The organism is Streptomyces sp. NPDC085937 (genome assembly GCF_044540535.1).
In the GTDB taxonomy this organism is placed as follows: domain Bacteria; phylum Actinomycetota; class Actinomycetes; order Streptomycetales; family Streptomycetaceae; genus Streptomyces.
Genome location: NZ_JBITSH010000002.1, coordinates 196,598 through 220,720, shown reverse-complemented (window position 1 = coordinate 220,720; position 24,123 = coordinate 196,598). Strand labels below are relative to the sequence as shown.

Annotated in this window: 21 protein-coding genes and 1 tRNA gene; 17 read left to right on the top strand and 5 right to left on the bottom strand. The window is 71.0% G+C overall.

What is annotated here, in order from left to right; genetic code table 11:
- Window positions 1-39: 39 nt before the first annotated feature.
- From ACIF8S_RS04530 to glmS, 8 genes are all read left to right on the top strand, one after another.
- A complete protein-coding gene (locus ACIF8S_RS04530; RefSeq protein WP_399997265.1) occupies window positions 40-912 on the top strand; it encodes a siderophore-interacting protein in 873 nt (290 codons plus the stop codon).
- A gap of 158 nt (window positions 913-1,070) precedes the next feature.
- Entirely contained in the window at window positions 1,071-2,513 is a 1,443-nt protein-coding gene (gene desA, locus ACIF8S_RS04525; RefSeq protein WP_399997264.1) for a lysine decarboxylase DesA, read from the top strand.
- Window positions 2,497-3,789 carry a lysine N(6)-hydroxylase/L-ornithine N(5)-oxygenase family protein gene (locus tag ACIF8S_RS04520; RefSeq protein ID WP_399997262.1) on the top strand — a complete coding sequence of 431 codons (1,293 nt, stop codon included), beginning with the start codon at window positions 2,497-2,499 and terminating at the stop codon, window positions 3,787-3,789. The genes desA and ACIF8S_RS04520 overlap by 17 nt, the downstream gene beginning before the upstream one ends.
- Entirely contained in the window at window positions 3,786-4,328 is a 543-nt protein-coding gene (locus ACIF8S_RS04515) for a GNAT family N-acetyltransferase (protein ID WP_399997261.1), read from the top strand. Before ACIF8S_RS04520 ends, ACIF8S_RS04515 begins: the two co-directional genes overlap by 4 nt.
- Window positions 4,325-6,097 carry an IucA/IucC family protein gene (locus tag ACIF8S_RS04510; RefSeq protein WP_399997259.1) on the top strand — a complete coding sequence of 591 codons (1,773 nt, stop codon included), beginning with the start codon at window positions 4,325-4,327 and terminating at the stop codon, window positions 6,095-6,097. Before ACIF8S_RS04515 ends, ACIF8S_RS04510 begins: the two co-directional genes overlap by 4 nt.
- 118 nt (window positions 6,098-6,215) lie before the next feature.
- Window positions 6,216-7,106 (top strand): DUF4429 domain-containing protein, encoded by an 891-nt coding sequence (locus tag ACIF8S_RS04505; RefSeq protein ID WP_399997258.1) that lies wholly within the window; start codon window positions 6,216-6,218, stop codon window positions 7,104-7,106.
- A gap of 75 nt (window positions 7,107-7,181) precedes the next feature.
- Complete coding sequence (locus ACIF8S_RS04500; RefSeq protein ID WP_006131553.1) at window positions 7,182-7,439, top strand: hypothetical protein; 258 nt, start codon at window positions 7,182-7,184, stop codon at window positions 7,437-7,439.
- A gap of 12 nt (window positions 7,440-7,451) precedes the next feature.
- A complete protein-coding gene (gene glmS / locus ACIF8S_RS04495) occupies window positions 7,452-9,269 on the top strand; it encodes a glutamine--fructose-6-phosphate transaminase (isomerizing) (protein ID WP_399997257.1) in 1,818 nt (605 codons plus the stop codon).
- A 142-nt stretch (window positions 9,270-9,411) separates the two neighbouring features.
- Here glmS and ACIF8S_RS04490 read toward each other — a convergent pair whose 3' ends face one another.
- Window positions 9,412-9,939 (bottom strand): universal stress protein, encoded by a 528-nt coding sequence (locus ACIF8S_RS04490; protein WP_024885487.1) that lies wholly within the window; start codon window positions 9,937-9,939, stop codon window positions 9,412-9,414.
- A 274-nt stretch (window positions 9,940-10,213) separates the two neighbouring features.
- On the opposite strand from ACIF8S_RS04490, the gene ACIF8S_RS04485 reads away from it, so the two are divergent.
- The 4 genes from ACIF8S_RS04485 to ACIF8S_RS04470 all read left to right on the top strand — a co-directional run bounded on the left by ACIF8S_RS04485 (window position 10,214) and on the right by ACIF8S_RS04470 (window position 13,094).
- Window positions 10,214-10,555, top strand: coding sequence for a hypothetical protein (locus ACIF8S_RS04485; RefSeq protein WP_399997256.1), 342 nt, complete (start codon window positions 10,214-10,216; stop codon window positions 10,553-10,555).
- 387 nt (window positions 10,556-10,942) lie between these two features.
- On the top strand, window positions 10,943-12,175 hold the full coding sequence (locus ACIF8S_RS04480) for a helix-turn-helix domain-containing protein (protein WP_399997255.1): 1,233 nt from the start codon (window positions 10,943-10,945) through the stop codon (window positions 12,173-12,175).
- Window positions 12,176-12,298: 123 nt separating this feature from the next.
- The gene (orn, locus tag ACIF8S_RS04475) at window positions 12,299-12,901 is read left to right on the top strand and encodes an oligoribonuclease (protein WP_145827637.1); all 603 of its coding nucleotides are present in this window, start codon (window positions 12,299-12,301) and stop codon (window positions 12,899-12,901) included.
- A 120-nt stretch (window positions 12,902-13,021) separates the two neighbouring features.
- Window positions 13,022-13,094 (top strand) — tRNA-His (locus tag ACIF8S_RS04470).
- A 156-nt stretch (window positions 13,095-13,250) separates the two neighbouring features.
- On the opposite strand, the gene ACIF8S_RS04465 is transcribed toward ACIF8S_RS04470, so the two are convergent.
- Complete coding sequence (locus tag ACIF8S_RS04465; RefSeq protein WP_399997253.1) at window positions 13,251-14,306, bottom strand: LacI family DNA-binding transcriptional regulator; 1,056 nt, start codon at window positions 14,304-14,306, stop codon at window positions 13,251-13,253.
- Between the two features lie 342 nt (window positions 14,307-14,648).
- Here ACIF8S_RS04465 and ACIF8S_RS04460 point away from each other — a divergent pair, with 342 nt between their 5' ends.
- From ACIF8S_RS04460 to ACIF8S_RS04445, 4 genes are all read left to right on the top strand, one after another.
- The gene (locus ACIF8S_RS04460) at window positions 14,649-16,007 is read left to right on the top strand and encodes an ABC transporter substrate-binding protein (RefSeq protein WP_399997252.1); all 1,359 of its coding nucleotides are present in this window, start codon (window positions 14,649-14,651) and stop codon (window positions 16,005-16,007) included.
- Between the two features lie 5 nt (window positions 16,008-16,012).
- Complete coding sequence (locus ACIF8S_RS04455) at window positions 16,013-17,023, top strand: carbohydrate ABC transporter permease (protein WP_399997251.1); 1,011 nt, start codon at window positions 16,013-16,015, stop codon at window positions 17,021-17,023.
- An 11-nt stretch (window positions 17,024-17,034) separates the two neighbouring features.
- A complete protein-coding gene (locus ACIF8S_RS04450; protein WP_024885480.1) occupies window positions 17,035-17,940 on the top strand; it encodes a carbohydrate ABC transporter permease in 906 nt (301 codons plus the stop codon).
- A 115-nt stretch (window positions 17,941-18,055) separates the two neighbouring features.
- Window positions 18,056-19,495: a GH1 family beta-glucosidase gene (locus ACIF8S_RS04445; protein WP_399997250.1), complete on the top strand. Its 1,440-nt coding sequence runs from the start codon at window positions 18,056-18,058 to the stop codon at window positions 19,493-19,495.
- Window positions 19,496-19,706: 211 nt separating this feature from the next.
- Here ACIF8S_RS04445 and ACIF8S_RS04440 read toward each other — a convergent pair whose 3' ends face one another.
- The 3 genes from ACIF8S_RS04440 to ACIF8S_RS04430 all read right to left on the bottom strand — a co-directional run bounded on the left by ACIF8S_RS04440 (window position 19,707) and on the right by ACIF8S_RS04430 (window position 23,412).
- Window positions 19,707-21,161, bottom strand: coding sequence for a cellulose binding domain-containing protein (locus ACIF8S_RS04440; RefSeq protein ID WP_399997249.1), 1,455 nt, complete (start codon window positions 21,159-21,161; stop codon window positions 19,707-19,709).
- Window positions 21,162-21,271: 110 nt separating this feature from the next.
- Window positions 21,272-22,681, bottom strand: a complete 1,410-nt coding sequence (locus ACIF8S_RS04435; RefSeq protein ID WP_399997248.1) for a sensor histidine kinase — start codon at window positions 22,679-22,681, stop codon at window positions 21,272-21,274.
- The gene (locus ACIF8S_RS04430) at window positions 22,678-23,412 is read right to left on the bottom strand and encodes a response regulator transcription factor (protein ID WP_399997246.1); all 735 of its coding nucleotides are present in this window, start codon (window positions 23,410-23,412) and stop codon (window positions 22,678-22,680) included. The genes ACIF8S_RS04435 and ACIF8S_RS04430 overlap by 4 nt, the downstream gene beginning before the upstream one ends.
- Before the next feature lie 145 nt (window positions 23,413-23,557).
- Here ACIF8S_RS04430 and ACIF8S_RS04425 point away from each other — a divergent pair, with 145 nt between their 5' ends.
- Entirely contained in the window at window positions 23,558-24,109 is a 552-nt protein-coding gene (locus ACIF8S_RS04425) for a hypothetical protein (RefSeq protein WP_399997244.1), read from the top strand.
- Window positions 24,110-24,123: the final 14 nt, after the last annotated feature.

Genomic DNA, 24,123 nt, shown 5'->3' with positions numbered 1-24,123 from the left:
CGTAAGGTCCCAGCCGCCCCCGACTCGCAGGAGCTCCTCGTGACGACTGCCGTGGCCGCCCCGTTCCGTTTCTTCGCCCTCCAGGTCGCCGGGACGCGGCGGCTCGGCCCGTCGCTCGTCCGGGTCACCTTCACCGGGCCGGAGCTGCGCGACTTCCGCTCCGACGGACGTGACCAGTCCCTGTCGCTGTTCCTGCCCCACCCGGGGCAGGACGAGCCGGTCGTGCCGCTGGAGCTGGGGGACAACTGGTGGCAGGGCTGGCGCGAACTGCCCGACGACGTGCGGGCGGTGATGCGCTCGTACACGCTGCGGGCGCTGCGCGCGGACGCCCTGGGGCACACCGTCGAGATCGACGTCGACTTCGTGCTGCACGGCGTCACCGCGGACGCGGGCGCGTCCGCGGCGGCCGGTCCCGCGTCCCGCTGGGCCGCCCGCGCCTCCGTGGGCGACCGGGTGCTGCTGCTCGGCCCCGCGCTCGCCGACAACCGGGCGATCCGCTTCCGTCCGCCCGAGGACGCCTCGACGGTGCTGCTGTGGGCGGACGAGACGGCCCTGCCCGCGGCCGCCGCGATCCTGGACGCCCTCCCCGCCGGCACCCCCGCCCGGGTCTGGCTGGAGGTGCCGCACGCCGGGGACGTCCAGGAGCTGCCGACCGCGGCGGACGCGGAGGTCACCTGGTTCGTCCGGGAGGGCGCGACGGCCCCCGAGGCCCCGCTGGCCCTGGACGCCGTCCGGGAGACCGCCCTCCCCTCCCCCGAGCGCGCCTACGCGTGGATCGCCGGGGAGTCCGGCCAGGTCAAGCAGCTGCGCCGGCACTTCGTCCGTGAGCGTGGTGTCGACCGCCGGCGGGTGACGTTCGTGGGCTACTGGCGGCGTGGTCTGACGGAGGAACAGCTCCGCGAACAGGCGTGAGCGACAACGGAGTTGAGGTTCCGTCGCATCCCGTCGCGACGTGACGACGGTCACGGCGGAAGCGGGATTACCCCCGGAAAAGTTTGGTTAGGCTAACCTAAGTTGAACCGCACCGGACCTCTCCCCGCACCGGACCGTCCCCACCGGAGGACCCCCACATGCGCTCTCACCTGCTCAACGACACCACCACGGAGCACTACCGACGCTCCGTGACCGAAGGAGTCGAGCGGGTGGCCGCCAAACTCGCCACCACCGACCGGCCGTTCACCGGCGTCACGGTCGACGACCTCGCCCCGCGCATCGACGCGATCGACCTCGACCAACCGCTCGGCGACAGCACCGCGGTGCTGGACGAACTGGAGGACGTTTACCTCCGGGACGCGGTCTACTTCCACCACCCCCGCTACCTCGCCCACCTCAACTGCCCGGTCGTCATCCCGGCCGTGCTCGGCGAGGCCGTGCTCTCCGCCGTCAACTCCTCCCTGGACACCTGGGACCAGTCGGCCGGCGGCACCCTGATCGAGCGGAAACTCGTCGACTGGACGGCCGCCCGCATCGGTCTCGGCCCCGCCGCCGACGGCGTGTTCACCTCCGGCGGCACCCAGTCCAACCTCCAGGCGTTGCTGCTGGCCCGGGAGGAGGCCAAGGCCCAGGACCTGGCGAAGCTGCGCGTCTTCGCCTCCGAGGTCAGCCACTTCAGCGTGCAGAAGTCGGCGAAGCTGCTCGGCCTCGGCCCCGACGCCGTGGTGGTGGTCCCCGTCGACCACGACAAGCGGATGCGGACCGTCGCCCTCGCCCGCGAGCTGGAGCGCTGCGCGGAGGCCGGGCTGACCCCGATGGCGGTCGTCGCCACCGCCGGCACCACCGATTTCGGCTCCATCGACCCGCTGCCGGAGATCGCCGGACTGTGCGAGCAGTACGGCGCCTGGATGCACGTGGACGCCGCCTACGGCTGCGGACTGCTCGCCTCCCGCAAGTACCGGCACCGCATCGACGGCATCGAACGCGCGGACTCCGTCACCGTCGACTACCACAAGTCCTTCTTCCAGCCGGTCAGTTCGTCTGCCGTGCTGGTGCGGGACGGGGCCACGCTGCGGCACGCCACCTACCACGCGGAGTACCTCAACCCGCGCCGCATGGTGACCGAGCGCATCCCCAACCAGGTCGACAAGTCCCTCCAGACCACCCGCCGCTTCGACGCGCTCAAGCTGTGGATGACGCTGCGCGTGATGGGCGCCGACGGCATCGGCGAGCTCTTCGACGAGGTGTGCGACCTCGCCGCCGAGGGCTGGAAGCTGCTGGCCGCCGACCCCCGCTTCGACGTGGTCGTCGAGCCCAGCCTGTCCACCCTGGTCTTCCGCTACGTCCCGGCCGCCGTCACCGACCCCGCCGAGATCGACCGGGCCAACCTCCGCGCCCGCAAGGCGCTGTTCGCGTCCGGTGACGCGGTGGTCGCGGGCACCAAGGTGGCCGGGCGCCACTACCTGAAGTTCACCCTGCTCAATCCCGAGACCACGACGGCCGACATCGCGGCCGTCCTCGACCTGATCGCCGGCCACGCCGAGCAGTACCTGGGAGAGTCCCTTGACCGCGCTTGCTGACACCACGGAACCGGCCTACGACTTCGTGGGCATCGGGCTGGGCCCGTTCAACCTGGGGCTGGCCTGCCTCACCGAGCCCATCGCCGAACTCGCCGGTGTCTTCCTGGAGTCCAAGCCCGACTTCGAGTGGCACGCCGGGATGTTCCTCGACGGCGCCCATCTGCAGACGCCGTTCATGTCGGACCTGGTCACCCTCGCCGACCCGACGTCCCCCTACTCCTTCCTCAACTACCTGAAGGAGAAGGGCCGGCTGTACTCGTTCTACATCCGGGAGAACTTTTACCCGCTGCGCGTCGAGTACGACGACTACTGCCGCTGGGCCGCCGGGCAGCTCAGCTCCATCCGCTTCGGCACCACGGTCACCGAGGTGACGTGGGACGAGGCGGCCGAGGTGTACGTCGTGGCCACGGACACCGGTACGACGTACCGCGCCCGGCACCTGGTGCTCGGCACCGGCACCGTGCCGTTCGTGCCCGAGGCGTGCCGGGGCCTGGAGGGCGACCTCTTCCACAACGCGCAGTACATGCACCGCAAGGCGGAGCTGCTGGAGAAGCAGTCGGTCACGATCGTGGGCAGCGGGCAGAGCGCCGCCGAGATCTACTACGAGCTGCTCTCCGAGATCGACGCCCACGGCTACCAGCTCAACTGGGTCACCCGCTCCCCGCGGTTCTTCCCGCTGGAGTACACCAAGCTGACCCTGGAGATGACGTCCCCGGACTACATCGACTACTTCCGCGCGCTGCCCGAGGACACCCGCTACCGCCTGGAGAAGCAGCAGAAGGGCCTGTTCAAGGGCATCAACTCGGAGCTGATCGACGCGATCTTCGACCTGCTGTACCAGAAGAACGTGGAGAGCGGCGGGCGCGGCGTGCCCACCCGGCTGCTCACCAACTCCTCGCTCACCTCCGCCCGGTACCAGGACGGCACGTACACGCTCGGCTTCCGCCAGGACGAGCAGGGCAAGGACTTCGAGATCGCCACCGAGGGCCTGGTGCTCGCCACCGGCTACCACTACCAGCAGCCCGCCTTCCTGGAGCCCGTCCGCGACCGGCTGCGCCTCGACGGCCACGGACGCTTCGACGTCGCCCGCAACTACGCGATCGACGTCACCGGGCGCGGCGTGTTCCTGCAGAACGCGGGCGTGCACACGCACAGCATCACCAGCCCCGACCTGGGCATGGGCGCCTACCGCAACGCGTCCATCATCCGCGAGCTGCTGGGCACCGAGTACTACCCGGTCGAGAAGACCATCGCCTTCCAGGAGTTCGCCGTATGAGCACCATCGGTACGTTCACGATCCGCCCGCTCGACCCGCTAAAGGACGCGGAGCTGCTGCACCGCTGGGTGACCCACCCCAAGGCGGCGTTCTGGATGATGCAGGACGCGCGGCTCCAGGACGTCGAACGCGAGTACATGCGGATCGCCGCCCACGAGCACCACCACGCATACCTGGGCCTGCACGACGGCGAACCCGCCTTCCTGATGGAGAAGTACGACCCCCGGTACGTCGAACTGGTCGGGCTCTACGAGCCGGAGCCCGGCGACGTCGGCATGCACTTCCTGGTCGCCCCCACCGACCGCCCCGTCCACGGCTTCACCCGCGCCGTCATCACCGCCGTGATGGCGGAGCTGTTCGCCGACCCGGCCACCCGCCGGGTCGTGGTGGAGCCCGACGTCGGCAACAAGGCCGTGCACGCCCTGAACGCGGCCGTGGGCTTCGTGCCCGAGCGTGAGATCGACAAGCCGGAGAAGCGCGCGCTGCTGAGCTTCTGCACGCGCGAGCAGTTCGAGGCCGCCCGAGGAGTGTCCGTATGACCCTGTCCGACGCCGTGGCGCACCTGTCCCCCCACCGCTGGGCGCGGGCCAACCGCCTGCTGATCCGCAAGGCGCTCGCCGAGTTCGCGCACGAGCGGCTCGTCACGCCGGAGCCGGCCGGTGACGGCCGGTACATCGTCCGCAGCGACGACGGCCACGCCCGCTACACGTTCACGGCCCGGCTACGGGGCCTGGACCACTGGCAGGTCGACGCCGACTCGATCACCCGGCACCGCGACGGCGCCGAGCTGGAGCTCGCGGCGCTGGACTTCTTCGTCGAGCTGCAGAAGTCCCTGGGGCTGAGCGACGAGATCCTGCCGGTGTACCTGGAGGAGATCTCCTCCACCCTCTCCGGCACCTGCTACAAGCTGACCAAGCCGGAGGTCACCTCGGCCGAGCTGGTCGACGCCGGCTTCCAGGCCATCGAGACCGGCATGACCGAGGGCCACCCCTGCTTCGTCGCGAACAACGGGCGGCTCGGTTTCGGCGTCCACGAGTACCGACGGTACGCCCCGGAGACCGGCAACCCGGTGCGGCTGGTGTGGCTGGCCGCCCATCGCTCGCGGGCCGCGTTCACGGCGGGCGTGGGCATCGAGTACGAGTCGTTCGTCCGCCAGGAACTGGGCGAGGAGACCGTCGAGGGCTTCCACGACGTCCTGCGCGCACAGGACCTGGACCCCGCCGACTACCTGCTGATCCCCGTCCACCCCTGGCAGTGGTGGAACAAGCTGTCCGTCACCTTCGCCGCCGAGGTCGCCCGCCGGCACCTGGTCCTGCTGGGCGAGGGCGACGACGAGTACCTGGCGCAGCAGTCCATCCGCACCTTCTTCAACCGGTCGCACCCGGAGAAGCACTACGTGAAGACGGCCCTGTCCGTCCTCAACATGGGCTTCATGCGGGGCCTGTCCGCCGCCTACATGGAGGCCACCCCGGCCATCAACGACTGGCTGGCCCGCCTGATCGACAACGACCCGGTGCTGCGTGACACCGGACTGTCGATCATCCGGGAGCGGGCCGCCGTGGGCTACCGGCACCTGGAGTACGAGCAGGCCACCGACCGCTACTCGCCGTACCGCAAGATGCTGGCGGCGCTGTGGCGGGAGAGCCCGGTGCCGTCCCTCCAGGACGGCGAGTCGCTCGCCACCATGGCGTCCCTGGTCCACGTCGACCACGAGGGCCGGTCCTTCGCCGCCGCCCTGATCGAGCGCTCAGGACTCACCCCGCAGGAGTGGATGCGGCGCTACCTGCGGGCCTACTACGTCCCGCTGCTGCACAGTTTCTACGCCTACGACCTGGTGTACATGCCGCACGGCGAGAACGTCATCCTGGTGCTGGAGGACGGCGCCGTGAAGCGTGCCATCTACAAGGACATCGCCGAGGAGATCGCGGTGATGGACCCGGACGCGGTGCTGCCGCCCGAGGTCGCCCGGATCCGCGTCGAGGTCCCGGACGACACCAAGCTGCTGTCGATCTTCACCGACGTCTTCGACTGCTTCTTCCGCTTCCTCGCGGCGAACCTCGCCGAGGAGGGCGTCCTCGACGAGGACGGCTTCTGGCGGACGGTCGCGGAGGTCACCCGGGAGTACCAGGCGTCGGTGCCGGCCCTCGCCGACCGCTTCGAGCGGTACGACATGTTCGCCCCGGAGTTCGCCCTGTCCTGCCTGAACCGCCTCCAGCTGCGCAACAACAAGCAGATGGTCGACCTGGCGGACCCCTCGGGCGCCCTCCAGCTCATAGGCACCCTGAAGAACCCCCTGGCAGCCTTCTGACCCGTCGAGCGGACGAGCCTCCCGGAGTACGGTCCTCCGGGGGGCTCCCGCCCTCCCCGGCCACCCCTCCTGCAACTCCCGCCCCTGCCAGGGAAGAAGCCGATGGAACAATCCCCCCATGGCGGAAATCATCCAGAAGGACGGCACGTGGACGTTCGACGGCGAGACCCTGCGCCTGACCCCCGGCCGCGACAAGAACATCGGGCTGCTGCGCCGCACGCTGGGTGAACTGGCGGTACCGCTGGAGGCGTTGGCGGGCATCTCCCTGGAGCAGGGCAAGAAGTCGGGCCGGCTCAGGCTGCGGCTGCGCGACGGCGCCGACCCGCTCCTGCACGCGACCGGCGGGCGCCTCACCGAGCCCCAGGACCCCTACCAGCTGGTCGTCGAGTCCGACCGCTACGGCGTCGCCGAGTACTTCACGGAGGAGGTCCGCACCGCCCTGCTGCTGGAGCAGATACCGTCCGGCCCGGTGACCGCCTACCTGCTGCCCGGCCCGCCCCTGCCCCTGTCCGTCTCCGCCGGGGACGGCACCGTCAGCTTCGACGGGGAGCGCGTACGGCTGGAGTGGAACTGGAAGACCGAGGACGCCAAGTCCGCCGCGGGCCCCCGCATTCTCGCGGTGCCGGACCTGGAGGGCGTGGAGTGGCAGCCGGCGGCCGGCCTGGAGAACGGCCACCTCCGCTTCCTCGTGCGCCACGCCCCCACCAAGGTCCCGGCCAAGTACGACCCGAACGCCGTGGAGTTGTGGGGCTTCAAGAAGGACCCGCTGATGGCCCTGGTGGCCGCCGCCGTGCAGGCCCGACTGCCGCACCCCTCCACCCCCGCAGCCCCGGCCCTGGACGGCCCGCGCACCCCCGAGGGCGACCGGCCCGCACCGGCCGACCGCGCCGAGGACGACCACGACGCACTCCTGCGCCGGCTGCGGGAACTGGGCGAGCTGCACCGCTCCGGCGTGCTCACGGCCGACGAGTTCGCCCTCGCCAAGCAGGCCGTCCTGAAGCGCATGTAGCGGCCATCCGCCTGAGCCTGCCCGAAATCGGGCACGTTTCTTGCGAAACCGTCGCCGGTACCTCAGGATCATCGAGTGCACGACGAACTTGTCGATCATCTGACGCGGTCCACGCCCCTCAGCCGGGGCGAGGCGCTGCGGGTGATCCAGGACGTGCTCGCCTACTTCGACGAGACGACCGAGGAGTACGTCCGTCGCCGCCACCGCGAGCTCCAGGCCCAGGGCCTGGTGAACGCGACGATCTTCCAACGGATCGAGGCGGACCTGAGATACCGCGCGGTGGCGCCGCCCGAGCTCTCGCTCCGGCAGCTGCGCCGCATCGTCTACGGCTAGGAACATACCTGTATGTGCGGAATCGTCGGTTACATCGGCAGGCGTGAGGTCGCCCCCCTGCTGCTCGAGGGGCTGCAGCGTCTGGAGTACCGCGGCTACGACTCGGCGGGCATCGCCGTCACCGCCCCGAAGACCGGGACCCTCAAGACGGTCAAGGCCAAGGGCCGGGTGCGCGACCTGGAGGCCAAGGTCCCGGCGCGCTTCAAGGGCACCACCGGTATCGCCCACACCCGCTGGGCCACCCACGGCGCCCCGTCCGACGTGAACGCCCACCCCCACCTGGACGCCGAGGGCAAGGTCGCCGTCGTCCACAACGGCATCATCGACAACGCCGCCGACCTGCGCCGCAAGCTGGAGGCGGACGGCGTCGAGTTCCTCTCCGAGACCGACACCGAGGTCCTCGTCCACCTCATCGCCCGCTCGACGGCGGAGTCGCTCGAGGACAAGGTCCGCGAGACCGTCCGCCTCATCGAGGGCACCTACGGCATCGCCGTGCTGCACGCCGACTTCCCCGACCGCATCGTCGTCGCCCGCAACGGCTCCCCGGTCGTCCTCGGCATCGGCGAGAAGGAGATGTTCGTCGCCTCGGACATCGCCGCGCTGGTCGCCCACACCCGCCAGATAGTCACCCTCGACGACGGCGAGATGGCCACCCTCACGGCCGACGACTTCCGTACCTACACCACGGAGGGCACGCGCACCACCGCCGAGCCCACCACCGTGGAGTGGGAGGCCGCCTCCTACGACATGGGCGGCCACGACACCTACATGCACAAGGAGATCCACGAGCAGGCCGAGGCCGTGGACCGCGTGCTGCGCGGACGGATCGACGACCGCTTCTCCACCGTGCACCTCGGCGGCCTCAACCTGGACGCCCGCGAGGCCCGCCGCATCCGCCGCGTGAAGATCCTCGGCTGCGGCACCTCGTACCACGCCGGCATGATCGGCGCGCAGATGATCGAGGAGCTCGCCCGCATCCCCGCCGACGCCGAGCCGGCCTCCGAGTTCCGCTACCGCAACGCGGTCGTCGACCCCGACACCCTGTACGTCGCCGTCTCCCAGTCCGGTGAGACGTACGACGTGCTGGCCGCCGTGCAGGAGCTGAAGCGCAAGGGCGCCCGCGTCCTCGGCGTGGTCAACGTGGTCGGCTCCGCGATCGCCCGCGAGGCCGACGGCGGCGTCTACGTGCACGCCGGCCCGGAGGTCTGCGTCGTCTCCACCAAGTGCTTCACCAACACCACGGTCGCCTTCGCGCTGCTCGCCCTGCACCTGGGCCGCACCCGCGACCTCTCCGTGCGCGACGGCAAGCGGATCATCGAGGGCCTGCGCCGCCTCCCCGCCCAGATCGCCGAGATCCTGGAGCAGGAGGAGCAGATCAAGAAGCTGGCCCTGGAGTACGCCGAGGCCCGCTCGATGCTCTTCATCGGCCGTGTCCGGGGCTACCCGGTGGCCCGCGAGGCCTCCCTGAAGCTCAAGGAGGTCTCGTACATCCACGCCGAGGCCTACCCGGCCTCCGAGCTGAAGCACGGCCCGCTGGCCCTGATCGAGCCGGCCCTGCCCACCGTGGCGATCGTCCCGGACGACGACCTGCTGGAGAAGAACCGCGCGGCGATGGAGGAGATCAAGGCCCGCAGCGGCCGGATCGTCGCCGTCGCGCACCAGGAGCAGGAGAAGGCGGACCACACGATCCTGGTCCCCAAGAACGAGGACGAGCTGGACCCGATCCTCATGGGCATCCCGCTCCAGCTCCTCGCGTACCACACGGCCCTGGCCCTCGGCCGCGACATCGACAAGCCCCGCAACCTCGCCAAGTCGGTCACCGTCGAATAACCACTACCTGAGCGGCAGCGCCCCGTAAGGGGCGCGGGGAACTGCGCGACAAGCCCCCACCCACCCGCACAGGCCGTGCAAACAGAACGGGCCCCTACGTGTTGCCGATCAACACGTAGGGGCCCGCCTGTGCAAGCTCACGTCATGGAATGACGACAACAGGCCGCTGCGCCCGCTTCGCCAGCCTCCCCGCGACCGACCCGAAAAGCCGTCCCACGAGCCCGTGGGTGGAACCCACGACAATCGCATCGGCCTCGTACTCCCGCCCCACCTCTTCGAGTTCGTGGCAGATGTCCCCACCCCGCTCGACGAGGATCCACGGCACCTCGGCCAGATAGTCCGCACAGGCGAGCTCGAGCCCCAGCACCTCCGTACGGTGGTCCGGGACGTCCACGAAGACCGGCGGCTCGCACCCCGCCCACACCGTGGTGGGCAGCCGGTTCGCCACATGGACGATGATCAGTCCGGACCCGGAGCGCCGCGCCATGCCGATGGCGTACGCGAGGGCCCGTTCACTGGACGTGGACCCGTCGAAGCCGACCACCACCCCGTGCCGGAAGGCGGGATCGCACGCATGGCGTGATTCCTCCGCCGCCAGGGGTTCGGCCGCCGTCGGATCGGCGACCGGCCGCTTGCGGTCCGCGGGTTCGAAGAATTCGTGACCGGCCATGGCTGTCTCGGGGTTGTGATCCTTTGTGGGGACGACAGTGTGCGGCGGAGCTGTGTCCGGGAAGTATCTTCCCAACCCCATACCCCCAAGGGTACGGCGGCACGCCTCCCGGGCCCAGATCCCGCGCGAGCCGGAAGGCGGGTTCCCCGGAGCATGCACGAGGGTCCGCCCGCGACGCAACGGTTGCTGGCCTGTACAGGCGGTTTGCGCGGTATTCGCTTGACGGCCACAGTGGGTCCCCGCAGAAGGCAAGAGCCGTCCGGCCCCGAGACCGGTGACCGACGGCCCGCCCCGCCGTTGGACTCCGCCCGGACCGCACCGCGCGACGCCCCCGCGGGACCCCGCGGACGACCTGCTCCGCTGGGCGGTCTTCAGCTGTCTGCTGGTCCCCGTGGTCCTGCTGTGGTGCGGCTCCTCGCTCGCCGGGGCGGCCGGCGTGGCGTGCGGCCTGGCGGCCGTCACGGCCGCCTGCCGGCTGCTGCTGCGCCGCTCCCGACGGGCGGCCGCGCGCACGCCGTCGGCCCCGTCACGCACTCGGCACGGACGGCGCCGGGGAGCGGGGGCGAGGGCGCGGGCGTACGCCCCGCGCGACGGAGGACGCACACCGGCCGGTTGACCGGTTTCCGCACCCACGCCCGTCTCTTTTCAGCCAACTTCGGGTCCTGGCGCATCCCTTGCCGTCACCACCCCCCAACCCCCGTTCCACCTGCACGAAGAGGGACTCACGAGCCCCGCGCACCCTATGCGGTTTGGCCACCGCGACAAGGCGCACTTCCCTGCACGGCGCGCGAGTGCAACGCTTCGTGATCGAATGCTTCACGCCAAGTTGCCAAGTCGACAATGCACCGAGTGCCGAACTGGCCAGCGGTGCACGACGGGACACAGTAGATTCGATCTTGACTGTCTTACGGCGGGGGACTCGTGCAGGACCGAGGGGAAACGTGTTGGAGCGACAGACCCGAAGGGAACAGGGCGCCGCGACCACCGAGGGGGGCTTAGCAGGATGAGCCACGACTCCACTGCCGCGCCGGAAACCGCTGCCAGGAAACTCTCCGGGCGCCGCCGCAAGGAGATCGTCGCGGTGCTGCTGTTCAGCGGCGGACCCATTTTCGAGAGTTCCATACCGCTGTCGGTGTTCGGGGTTGACCGCCAGGACGCCGGCGTGCCGCGCTACCGCTTGCTGGTATGCGGCGGCGAGGACGGCCCGCTGCGGACCACAGGGGGCCTGGAACTCACCGCGCCACACGGCCTGGAGGCGATATCCCGGGCGGGCACCGTCGTGGTGCCGGCCTGGCGATCGATCACCTCTCCGCCACCGGAGGAGGCACTGGACGCACTGCGCCGTGCCCATGAGGAGGGAGCCCGCATCGTCGGGCTGTGCACCGGCGCCTTCGTCCTCGCGGCGGCGGGCCTGCTGGACGGCCGTCCCGCGACCACCCACTGGATGTACGCGCCGACGCTGGCCAAGCGCTATCCGTCGGTGCACGTCGATCCACGCGAGCTGTTCGTGGACGACGGGGACGTGCTGACGTCGGCGGGCACGGCGGCCGGCATCGACCTGTGTCTGCACATCGTGCGCACGGACCACGGCAACGAGGCGGCCGGCGCGCTCGCCCGGCGCCTGGTGGTCCCGCCGCGCCGCAGCGGCGGCCAGGAGCGCTACCTCGACAGGTCTTTACCGGAGGAGATCGGCGCCGACCCGCTCGCCGAGGTCGTCGCCTGGGCGCTGGAGCACCTCCACGAGCAGTTCGACGTGGAGACGCTCGCCGCCCGCGCGTACATGAGCCGCCGCACCTTCGACCGCCGGTTCCGCTCGCTGACCGGCAGCGCGCCGCTGCAGTGGCTGATCACGCAGCGGGTGCTCCAGGCGCAGCGCCTGCTGGAGACGTCGGACTACTCGGTGGACGAGGTGGCCGGCCGCTGCGGCTTCCGCTCGCCGGTCGCGCTGCGCGGACACTTCCGGCGCCAGCTCGGTTCGTCCCCGGCCGCCTACCGGGCCGCGTACCGCGCACGGCGCCCGCAGGCGGACCGCGGCCAGGACCCCGACAACACGCCCGGCTCCCCGGGGCCCGTCCCGTCCGGCCAGCCGGCCCACACGGGACACCCGGTGCCGCCGTCGCTGCACCCGGACAGCCCGGTCCCGCACCAGTCCCGCCGTACGGCGGCGGCCGGTGCCCTGGGCGCTTCCCTGACCGCCTCGGCCCCGGGCGTACCGGGGCAGCGCAGCGCGCCCTGAGGTGACCGCCGTGAGGGCCGGAGGCCGTGTGCCTCCGGCCCTCACGGCGGTGCGGGGACATCCGGGGAATCCCCGCTTCACCACCCGGTCCGGCACGGCGCCGCGCCCCGTATGGTTAGACACATGAACGATCGCATGGTGTGGATCGACTGCGAGATGACCGGCCTCTCGCTGTCGGACGACGCGCTCATCGAGGTGGCCGCCCTCGTGACCGACTCCGAGCTGAACGTGCTCGGCGAGGGCGTCGACATCGTCATCCGCCCGCCGGAGCGGGCCCTGGAGACGATGCCGGAGGTGGTGCGCGCGATGCACACCGCGTCGGGGCTGCTCGAGGAGCTGCCGGACGGCACGACGCTGGAGGACGCCGAGCAGCGTGTCCTCGCCTACATCAAGGAGCACGTCAAGGAGCCCGGCAAGGCGCCCCTGTGCGGGAACTCCGTCGGCACCGACCGCGGCTTCCTGCTGCGCGACATGCCGACCCTGGAGGACTACCTCCACTACCGGATCGTCGACGTGTCCAGCATCAAGGAGCTGGCCCGCCGCTGGTACCCGAGGGCGTACTTCAACAGCCCCGAGAAGAACGGCAACCACCGCGCGCTCGCCGACATCCGCGAGTCCATCGCGGAGCTGCGGTACTACCGCGAGGCCGTCTTCGTGCCCCAGCCGGGACCCGACTCCGACACCGCGAAGAAGATCGCCGCGAAGCACGTCCTGCCTGCTCAGTAGGTGTACGGAGGGGGTTCAGGGGGGCCGCGCGGAAAGGTGGGCGCGAGCACCCCTTCGGACCCTGTACACTTTTTCTCGGCCGGTCAGGGAAGTCACTGACCTCCTCGGAACCGGTCCATGGTGGGTGTAGCTCAGATGGTAGAGCACCTGGTTGTGGTCCAGGATGTCGCGGGTTCAAGTCCCGTCACTCACCCTCACCGCAGCAGCCGGTGACCTCGCAGGAGGTCACCGGCTGTTGACGTTTCCGGGCGCCTACGGACGTCCGCCGGGGCATCCCCGTACGTCCCGGACGTACGTTCCGGACGACAGAGGGGCGGACGGCGGACAGCCGCCCCGCCCCCTTCGCCGCTCAGGACGACGCGCGCTCCACCAGTTCCGTCGCCAGCACCATCTGACGGCGCTCCAGCTCCCGCGTCGCGGTCGGGCGGCGGTCGGCGACCTCGGCGAGCAGCAGGTCGGTCATCGCCCGGCCCATCTCCTCGATCGGCTGGCGCACGCTGGTCAGCGGCGGGTCCATGTGGCGGGCGATCGCGGAGTCGTCGTACCCGACCAGCGCCACGTCGTCCGGGATGCGGCGGCCCGCCTCGCGCAGCGCCTGACGGGCACCGGCCGCCGTGACGTCCGAGGCGGCGAAGACGGCGTCCAGGTCGGGCCGGCGCTCCAGCAGGGCCGCCATCGCGCGCCGGCCGCCGCCCTCGGAGAAGTCGCCCGGCTCGATCAGCAGCTCGTCCACCGGGTGGCCCGCGTCGCGCAGCGCGTCCCGGTAGCCGTCGACGCGGCGCTGGGCGCCGTAGACGTCGAAGCGGCCGGTGATGTGGGCGACGGTGCGCCGGCCCCGGCCGACGAGGTGCTCGACGGCCTGCCGCGCACCGCCGTAATTGTCGGAGTCCACCGAGGTGAGCGTCTCCTCCGCCGAGCGGGGGCCGCTGATCACCGCCGGGATCTCCAGCTGGGACAGCATGTCGGGCAGCGGGTCGTCGGCGTGCACCGAGACCAGCAGCACCCCGTCCACCCGGTGCGCGGCCAGGTACTGGGCGAGCCGCTGCCGCTCCCGGTCGCTGCCCGCGAAGATCAGCAGCAGCTGCATCTCGGTGTCGGACAGGGCGGCGCCGACCCCGCGGAGCATGTCGGAGAAGTAGGGCTCGGTGAAGAAACGGGTCTCGGGCTCGGGCACCACGAGGGCTATGGCGTCGGTGCGGTTGGCCGCCAGGGCGCGAGCCGCGGTGTTGGGGACGTAACCGAGTTCGGCGACGGCCGCCTCCACCGCGGCGCGTGTGGCGTCGCTCACCCGGGGCGAGCCGTTGATCACTCGTGAAACCGTGCCACGGCCCACTCCGGCGCGTGCTGCCACCTCTTCGAGGGTGGGGCGGCCACCACTTCGGCCCCGCACTCCGTGGCTTGCCATCCGCCCCGCCTTCCTTCGTGTGTCACGCTGGCCTGGAATGTAACAGCCCCGGCAGTGACGGTGACCACCCCGCGAGGGCGTCCGTGCGGACTCCGGCGTTCCGAAGGACGGTCCCCCCGGCCAAGTTAACGGGCAGATAACTGAACGCACTTTGCGGTGTCTGTTCCCTTGACACCCCCGCCCGGACCCGCGACTCTTCAACACATCACTTGTGGGAGCGCTCCCACGGTACCTGACACATACACAACCCGCACGTTCCCCGCCCGAGCCGCAACGCGCAGAATACGGGTCAACAACGCCGTTGGCCGGGGGGTCGGCACGTCAGGGCAACAGGAGGACGCAATGCGAGCACGTACCCTGCCCCTCACCAGGCAGCGGTCGGGCGGGGGGAAGCCCTTCGCCCGCCGGGCGCTGGCCGTAGCGGCCGTGGTGTCGCTGGGCACCGGGCTGCTGGCCGGCTGCGCCGACGACGGCGGCGACGACAGCTCCGGTGGTTCCTCGTCCGGCGAGGGCAAGACCAAGATCACCCTGGGTCTGTTCGGAACCATGGGCTTCAAGGAGGCGGGTCTCTACGCCGAGTACGAGAAGCTCAACCCGGACATCAAGATCGAGGAAAACGTCGTCGAGCGGAACGAGAACTACTACCCCGCTCTCGTCAACCACCTGACCACCAACAGTGGGCTGATGGACGTGCAGGCGATCGAGGTCGCCAACATCGCCGAGGTCGTCGGCACCCAGGCGGACAAGTTCACGGACATGTCCAAGGTCGAGGGTGTGAAGAAGGACGGCTGGCTGCCCTGGAAGTGGGAGCAGGCCACCGCCAAGGGCGGCGAGACCATCGCCCTCGGCACCGACGTCGGCCCGATGGCCATCTGTTACCGCAAGGACCTCTTCGAGAAGGCCGGCCTGCCGAGCGACCGCGAGGAGGTCGGCAAGCTGTGGGCGGGCGACTGGAACAAGTTCCTGGCGACCGGTGAGAAGTACAAGAAGGCGGCCGGCAAGGACACCTTCTTCATGGACTCCCCCGGCGGTCTGCTGAACGCCGTCCTCAGCAGCGAGAAGGAGAAGTTCTACGACGCGTCCGGCGAGGTCATCTACAAGACCAACCCGGCCGTGAAGGCCGCCTTCGACCTGACCGCGGACGCGGCCGAGAAGGGCCTGGTCCAGTCGCAGACGCAGTTCCAGCCGGCCTGGGACACCACCATCGCCAACAGCAAGTTCGCCACCGTCGCCTGCCCGCCGTGGATGCTCGGCTACATCAAGGGCAAGTCGAAGCCGGACGCGGCCGGCAAGTGGGACGTCGCCGTGGCCCCGAAGTCCGGCAACTGGGGCGGCTCCTTCCTCGGCGTGCCGAAGAGCGGCAAGAACGTCGAGGAGGCGCAGAAGCTGGTGGCCTGGCTGACCGCGCCCGAGCAGCAGGCGAAGCTGTTCAAGGTGCAGGGCTCCTTCCCGAGCGCCACGGCCGCGTTCGACAGCCCGGAGGTGACCGGCGCGAAGAACGAGATGACCGGTGACGCCCCGATCGGCACGATCTTCTCCGAGGCCGCCAAGCAGATCCCCGTCCAGGTGATCGGCCCGAAGGACCAGATCATCCAGCAGGGTCTGACCGACAACGGCGTCATCCTCGTGACGAAGGGCAAGTCGGCCGAGGAGGCCTGGGAGACGGCCACCAAGACCATCGACAACAACCTGGACAAGTGACCCGCATGGCCACCCGTTCCGACACCGCCGCGTCCCCCGTCAAGGGGGGCGCGGCCCCGGGCCGTGCGCCCGGCAGCCCCTCCGTGGACAAGGAAGGAAGGCGCCGGGCCAAACTGTCCCGCCGCTGGCAGCGCGACGCCCGCTTCAGCCCCTACGCGTTCGTCGCTCCGTTCTTCCTGCTGTTCGCGGCCTTCGGGCTGTTCCCGCTGATCTACACCGGCTGGGCCTCGCTGCACCAGGTCGAGCTGACCGCGCCGACCGACATGGACTGGGTCGGGCTGAGGAACTACACCCGGATCTTCGACGACGACTTCTTCTGGAACGCGGCGCAGAACACCCTGACCATCGGCATCATCTCCACCGTTCCGCAGCTGATGATCGCCATGGGCATCGCCCACATCCTGAACTACAAGCTGCGCGCCTCGACCTTCTGGCGGGTCGCGATGCTCGCGCCGTACGCCACCTCGATCGCCGCCGCCACCCTGGTGTTCGTGCTGCTCTTCGGCCGTGACTACGGCATGATCAACTGGGTGCTCGACGCCGTCGGCATCGATCCGATCGGCTGGCAGGACGACAAGTGGCCCGGCCAGATAGCCGTGTCCACGATCATCATCTGGCGCTGGACCGGCTACAACGCGCTGATCTACCTCGCCGCGATGCAGGCCATCCCGCAGGACCTGTACGAGTCGGCGGCGCTGGACGGCGCCAGCCGCTGGCGGCAGTTCCTGCACGTGACGCTGCCCTCGCTGCGCCCGACGATCCTGTTCACCGTGGTGGTCTCGACGATCGGCGCCAGCCAGGTCTTCGGCGAGCCGCTGCTGTTCGACCCCAACAAGGGCGCGTCGGGCGGCGCGGAGCACCAGTTCCAGACGCTCGGCCTGTACCTGTACGAACAGGGCTGGGTCAACCAGCACCTGGGCCGTGCCTCGGCGATCGCCTGGACCATGTTCGCGATCCTGATCGTCATCGGCCTCATCAACCAGCTCATCTCGCGCCGGCTGCGCGCCAGCAGTTAAGGAGTGTGGCCGTGACGACGACTGTGACGCCCCCCGAGACACCGATCGTCAAGGAAGAGAAGCGCTCGCGCCTGCCGAAGTCGGCGCGGGCGGGCGGCACCCTGCACGGCGGTCCGATCGCCTACGCGGTCCTGATCGTGTTCACGCTCGTGTCGCTGTTCCCCCTGGTGTGGACCGCGATCGCCGCGTCCCGTGACAACCAGCGCCTGGCGGAGAACCCCCCGCCGCTCTGGTTCGGCTCGAACCTGTTCAAGAACCTGGAGATCGCCTGGAAGGACGCCAACCTCGGCGAGGCCTTCCTCAACACCACCATCGTGGCGGGCATCTCCGCGGTGACCATCGTGGTGCTGTCGACGGTCGCCGGGTTCGCCTTCGCCAAGCTGCGGTTCAAGGGTCGCAACGCCCTGATGCTGCTGGTCATCGGCACGATGATGGTTCCGCCGCAGCTCAGCATCATCCCGCTGTACATGATGGTGGCCAAGCTCGACTGGACCGACCAGCTGCAGGCGGTCATCTTCCCGTCGCTGGTCAGCGCGTTCGGTGTGTTCTTCATGCGGCAGTACCTGCTGCAGGCGCTGCCCGACGAGGTCATCGAGGCCGCCCGGGTGGACGGCGCGAGCAGCTGGCGCGTGGTGTGGCACGTGGTCTTCCCGGCCGCGCGGCCGGCCATGGCCGTGCTCGGCATGCTGATGTTCGTGCAGGCGTGGAACGACTTCCTGTGGCCGTTCCTGGTGCTGACGCAGACCGGCAACCCGACGGTGCAGGTCGCTGTCGCGGGCCTCGGCCGCGGCTACACCCCCGACCAGTCCCTGATCATGGCGGGCGCGCTGCTGGGCACGCTGCCCCTGCTTCTGGTCTTCGCGATCTTCGGCAAGCAGATCGTGGGCGGCATCATGCAGGGCGCCGTGAAGGGCTGACGCCCGCACTCCGACACCCGTGGGGCCGGGTCGCCGCCGTCCCGGCCCCCTTCCTTCTCCTTACGTATTCGTCGGTCTTCAACGACCTCTATGCGACCTCTATGGGAGCGCTTCCATGTCTGACTCCGCCACGCCGGCGACCCCGGTGACCTTTCCTCCGGCCTTCCTCTGGGGCGCCGCGACCTCCGCGTACCAGATCGAGGGGGCGGTGCGGGAGGACGGACGTACCCCTTCCATCTGGGACACCTTCAGTCACACGCCCGGCAAGACCGCCGGCGGCGAGACCGGTGACGTCGCTGTCGACCACTACCACCGCTACCGCGACGACGTGGCGCTGATGGCGGACCTCAACCTGCAGGCCTACCGCTTCTCCGTGTCCTGGTCGCGGGTGCAGCCCACCGGCCGGGGCCCGGCCGTGCAGCGCGGTCTGGACTTCTACCGCCGACTGGTCGACGAGCTGCTCGCGAAGGGCATCAAGCCGGCCGTCACGCTCTACCACTGGGACCTGCCGCAGGAGCTGGAGGACGCCGGCGGCTGGCCGGAGCGCGACACCGCCTACCGCTTCGCCGAGTACGCGCAGATCGTGGGCGAGGCGCTCGGCGACCGCGTGGACACCTGGATGACCCTCAACGAGCCGTGGTGCAGCGCCTTCCTCGGGTACGCCTCCGGTGTGCACGCGCCCGGCCGCACCGACCCGGCCGCCGCGCTGAAGGCCGCCCACCACCTGAACCTGGCCCACGGCCTGGGCACCAAGGCGCTGCGCACGGTGCTGCCGGCCCGCAGCCAGATCTCCCTCAGCCTGAACACCTCCGTGGTGCGCCCGCTGAACCCGCGGTCCCCGGCGGACGTGGTGGCGGCCCGCAAGATCGACGACCTGTCGGGCGGCATCTTCCACGGCCCGATCCTGCACGGCGCCTACCCCGAAACGCTGCTGGAGGCGACCTCGTCGGTGACCGACTGGTCGTGCATCCAGGACGGCGACCTGGACACGATCCACCAGCCGATCGACGCGCTCGGCCTCAACTACTACACGCCGACCCTGGTGTCGGCCGCCGACCCCGACGACAAGGGCCCGCGCGCCGACGGCCACGGGGCCAGCGAGCACTCGCCGTGGCCCGCCTCGGACGACGTCGCCTTCCACCAGTCGCCGGGCGAGCAGACCGAGATGGGCTGGTCGGTCGACCCGACCGGTCTGCACGAGCTGATCATGCGCTACCACCGCGAGGCTCCCGGCCTGCCGCTCTACATCACCGAGAACGGCGCCGCCTACGACGACAAGCCGGACGCCGACGGCAAGGTCCACGACCCCGAGCGCGTCGCCTACCTGCACGGCCACCTCTCCGCGGTGCGCCGGGCCATCGCCGACGGCGCGGACGTGCGCGGCTACTTCCTGTGGTCGCTGCTGGACAACTTCGAGTGGGCCTACGGCTACGAGAAGCGTTTCGGTGCGGTCTACGTCGACTACGTCAGCCAGAAGCGGACGCCGAAGTCCAGCGCCCTCTGGTACGCGCGGGCGGCCAAGTCGGGTGAGCTTCCGGAGCCCGAGGGCATCTGACCGGCCCTCGGGGTTCCGGGAGGAACGGGGCGCGGGTTCGGGGGGCGGGGCGCGGTGTCCCTGGGGAGTGCCGCGCCCCGCTCGCGTGCGTCCGGGCCTGCCACCGGACGCACGGGTGCCCCGGCCGGGTGGGGGGAGGTCCGGCCGGGGCACGCGCGTCCCCGTTGTCCGCGGTGGCTCGTGGACGCCCTTCGTGGGGGCGCCGGGCGGCTCAGTTGTAGGCCGCGAACGCCTTCGAGAAGGCGAACTTTTCCTGGAGGACCGAGCTGCAGGTGGCGTCGGCGGACGGCTTCTGACCGCCGGGGCACTGCTGGTCACGGGTACCGGACCACATCGACAGCCGGCCCAGGCCCTTGGCCTTGGCGAAGTCCACCAGCTGGGTGGCGTCCTCCACCGTGAAGATCTCGGTGACGACGTCGTTGACGCCGATCATCGGGGTGACCGCGACCGTCTTCCACGCCTCGGCCTCACCGAGCCCGAGAATTCCCTTGACCTGGGCCTGGGTGGCGGTGGCGGCCTGCTCGGCGTAGGTGCCCATGTCGTCGCTGTAGGCGGGCCCGTAGTCCATCGCCATGATGTTGACGGCGTCGATCCGCACGCCGTTCCGCTCGGCGTCGGCGAGCAGGTTCACCCCGTCCTGGGTGAGCCCCTCCGGCATGACCGGCAGGGTGTAGGAGACATCGAGGTCCGGGTGGGACTTCTGCAGCGCGGCGATCGCCTGGGCCCGGCGGGTGTTGGCAGCCGCGTTCGGCAGGGCGCCGCCCTCGACGTCGAAGTCGACCTTGGTCAGCCCGTAGGTGTCGACGACCTCGGTGTAGGCGGCGGTGAGCGCGTCCACCGAGGCGCAGGTGGTGCCGAGTTCGGAGCCGGCCGCGCCGCCGAAGGAGACACGGACGTCGCCGCCCGCCGCGCGCAGCGCGCCGATCTGCCCGGCGACAGCGTTGTCGCCGAGGCTGCCGGTACCGCCCCACCTGGGGGTGCAGCCGCCGCCGTCGGTGACGAACGCCAGGGTGTACTCCTTCACACCGGTCGCCTCGGCGCTCCCGAGCAGGTCGTACGCGGGGAAGAGGGAGGTGTCGACGTACGGCGCGAAGCCGGCGCCGTCCGCGGAGCCGCCACCGGTGGTCCGCGTGGGCCCGGGGGCCGGCTCGGTGGTGGGGTCACCGGGGCGGGTGGGTTCCTCGGTGGGCGTGGGCTGCTGGGTGGGGGTCCCGGTGGGGCGGCCGCCGGGCTCCGGCGCGGGCCCGCCCTCGCCGCAGGCGGCGCCGTCGACGAGGCAGCCGGTGGGGTCGGCGGTTCCCTTGACGACGAAACCGACGGTGACGGACTCACCGGCGGCCAGGCCGTCGGTGTCCCACTTCGGGGGCGTCACGGTGACGTGCCGGCCGCTCACCCGTGACTCGGCGTTCCACAGCGAGCCGAGTTCGGTGCCGGCCGGCAGCTCGAACTCCAGCGTCCAGTCGCCGCTCCCGCCGCTGTTGTTGGTCACCACGTACTGGGCGGTGTAGCCGGTCGGCCACTCGCTGGTCCGGGTGTACGCGGCCGCCACGCCCGCGGCCTGCGCGGTGCTGGTGAACAGGAACGCCCCGCCGCCGGCCACGGCCGCGGCGGCCACCGCGCCGATCGCCTTGTTCCTGCCGCTGATCCTGCGCCGGTGCGTACTCATCGCGTGCCTGCCTTCGTCGCCGTTCGTGGGGGGTGTGCGGCAGCACGCTAGCGATCCGGAATCGGACAACTCGCCTGATCCGGAAGGCGGTCGGGGATCTTAGGGTCCGCTTAAGGAAGGGATCGGGAGCGGTTAAAGGACCGGCCCACGCGGCCCGGTCCGCGCCGCCGGACACCGCCGCGGTGACCGCGCCGGCGCGGGGACCGTTCGCGGCCGTCGAGCTGGATCCACAGGCGCACCTCGGTCCCGCCGAGCACCGACGAACCGATCCGTACGTCGCCGCCGGTCGACTCGGCGAGGCGGCGCACGATGTCCAGGCCGAGCCCGGTGGAGCCGTCGCTTCCGGAACCCCGGCCGCGGGCCATCGCCGCCTGCGGGTCGGCTATCCCGGGGCCCGCGTCGGACACGAGGACGATCACCGCGTCCTCGCCGTTGTGCACGTCGACGGCGAAGGCGGTGCCTTCGGCGGTGTGCCGGAAGACGTTGCCGAGGAGGGCGTCGAGGGCCGCGGCCAGGTCGGTGCGGGCCACGGGGATGCGCACCGGCCGGTCCGCCCCCGCCACCCGCCACTTGCGGCCCTCGTCCTCGGCGAGCGCCGACCAGAACGCCATCCGCTCCCGCACCACCTCGGCCGCGTCGCAGCCCGCTCCCGGCCCGGCGGCGGCCGTCTGCGGCTTGGCGTCCCGGGCGGTGCGGATGATGGTGTCCACCTCCCGCTCCAGTTGCTCGACCGCCGCCCGGGTCTGCTCGGCGGCCGGGCCGTCGCCCAGCGAGGCGGCGTTGAGCCGCAGCACGGTCAGCGGGGTCCGCAGCCGGTGCGACAGGTCGGCGGCCAGCTCCCGCTCGTTGGCGAGGAGCTGGACGACCTGGTCGGCCATGGAGTTGAACGCCACGGCCGCGAGGCGCAGTTCGGTCGGCCCCTCCTCGGGCACCCGGGCGCCCAGCTTGCCCTCACCCAGTTCGTGGGCCCCCTCGACGAGCCGCTGCGCGGGGCGCACCATCCGCACGCCCAGCCGGTCGGCCACCGCGACCGAGCCGACGATCAGGGCGACGCCGACGGCGGCGAGAACCGCCCAGGCCGTGCCGACGCCGTTGGTGACCTCGGACTCCGGCACGAACACCTCGACGACGGCGATCTCGCCGGAGCTGAGCGCGACCGGCTGGAGCAGCGCCGAACCGCCGGGCACGGAGGAGGTGGAGGCACGGCCCAGCTCCCGCACGGCGGCGATGTCCTCGTCGGAGGCGCGCCGCTCCCCTATGTCGAGGGCCTGTCCGCCGCCGCTCGCCGGGATGTGCACGGCCATGGCGGCGTCGGATCCTGCCGAGGCGACGACCCTTTCCAGCTGGGCGCGGTCGGTGGTGATGGACAGCGCGGGCGCGACGGCCGCCGCCTCGCGCTCGGCACCGGCGAAGGCACGGTCGCGGGCCATCTCGCGGATGACCAGACCGAGCGGGACCGCGAAGGCCACCACGACCATCGCGGTCACGGCCAGCGACACCTTCACCAGGGCCCATCTCATCGGGGTGGCTCCGCTCCGGGCGTGTGCGCGCCCCCGGCGGCGGTCGCCGGCGGCTCCAGCTTCACACCGACGCCCCGCAGGGTGTGCAGGTAGCGGGGCCGCGCGGCGGTCTCCCCCAGTTTCCGGCGCAGCCACGACAGGTGGACGTCGATGGTCTGGTCGTCGCCGTAGGACTGCTGCCACACCTCGGCGAGCAGCTCCCGGCGAGGCACGACCACGCCGGGCCGCCCGGCCAGGAAGGCGAGCAGGTCGAACTCGCGCCGGGTCAGGTCGAGCCGTACGCCGTCCAGTTCGGCCTGGCGGCGCAGCGGGTCGACGGTGAGCCCGCCCACCCGGATCACCGGTGAGGGCGCCGCCTCACCGCCGCCGGCGCGGGCACGGCGCAGCACGGCCGCCATCCGGGCGGAGAGGTGCTCCACCGAGAAGGGCTTGGTCAGGTAGTCGTCCGCACCGGCGTTGAGCAGCCGCACGATCTCCGTCTCGTCGTCCCGTGCCGTGGCGACGATGACCGGTACGTCGGTGATGCCGCGGAGCATCTTCAGGGCCTCGGAGCCGTCGAGATCCGGCAGTCCGAGGTCCAGGACGACCACGTCGAAGCGGAAATGGGCGACCTCGCGCAGCGCCTCGAGCGCGGTGCCGACGCTGCGCACGGTGTGCGAGGCGTCGGTCAGCTGCCGTATGAGCGCCGAACGTACGAACTGGTCGTCCTCGACCACGAGAACACTTGCCATGGGCGGCACCGTACGCCATGCCGGGCGGGGTCGGCCCGGGCCTGTGGACAACTCCGGACGAGCTGCCCGAAGGCCTGTGGACGGGCCTTCCACGCCTTCCCGGGGCGCGACACGGGTGGGGCGGGTGGGGCAGTATGGCCCGACGATGCGCAGAGGACTCCTTCACGTACTGGCCTGGCTGCTCGCCACGGGCGCGGCGGTCACGCTGTCGTGGTGGGGTGTCAGCACGGTGATGGAGGGCACGGCCTACGACCCGCCGCGCGCCCTGCCGATCCCGGCGGGCGAGGAGCAGGCGCGGGCGGTGTCCTCGTCGACCCGGCGCCCGTCCGTCGAGCCGTCGAAGGAGAAGAAGGAGACCGCGAAGTCCCCTTCCCCGTCGGACAGGCCGGCCACGCCCTCCCGTACGCCGGACCCGACGCCCTCGCGCACCCCTCCCCCCGCCGGCACGCCCACGGCGCCGCCGACGACCGCGGCGGGCGAGGTCAAGAGCTACGACACCCGGGGTGGCCGGGCGGTGTTCGACATCGGCGAGGCCTCCGCGTCCCTGGTGTCGGCGACTCCGGGCGCCGGCTGGTCGATGCAGGTGTGGAAGACGGAGACGTGGATCCGGGTGGAGTTCGCCTCCGGCGCGGACCGGGTCTCGGTGTTCTGCACCTGGCACGACGGCCCGCCACGGGTGGAGATCAACACGTACTGAGGCCGCGCCTGCGA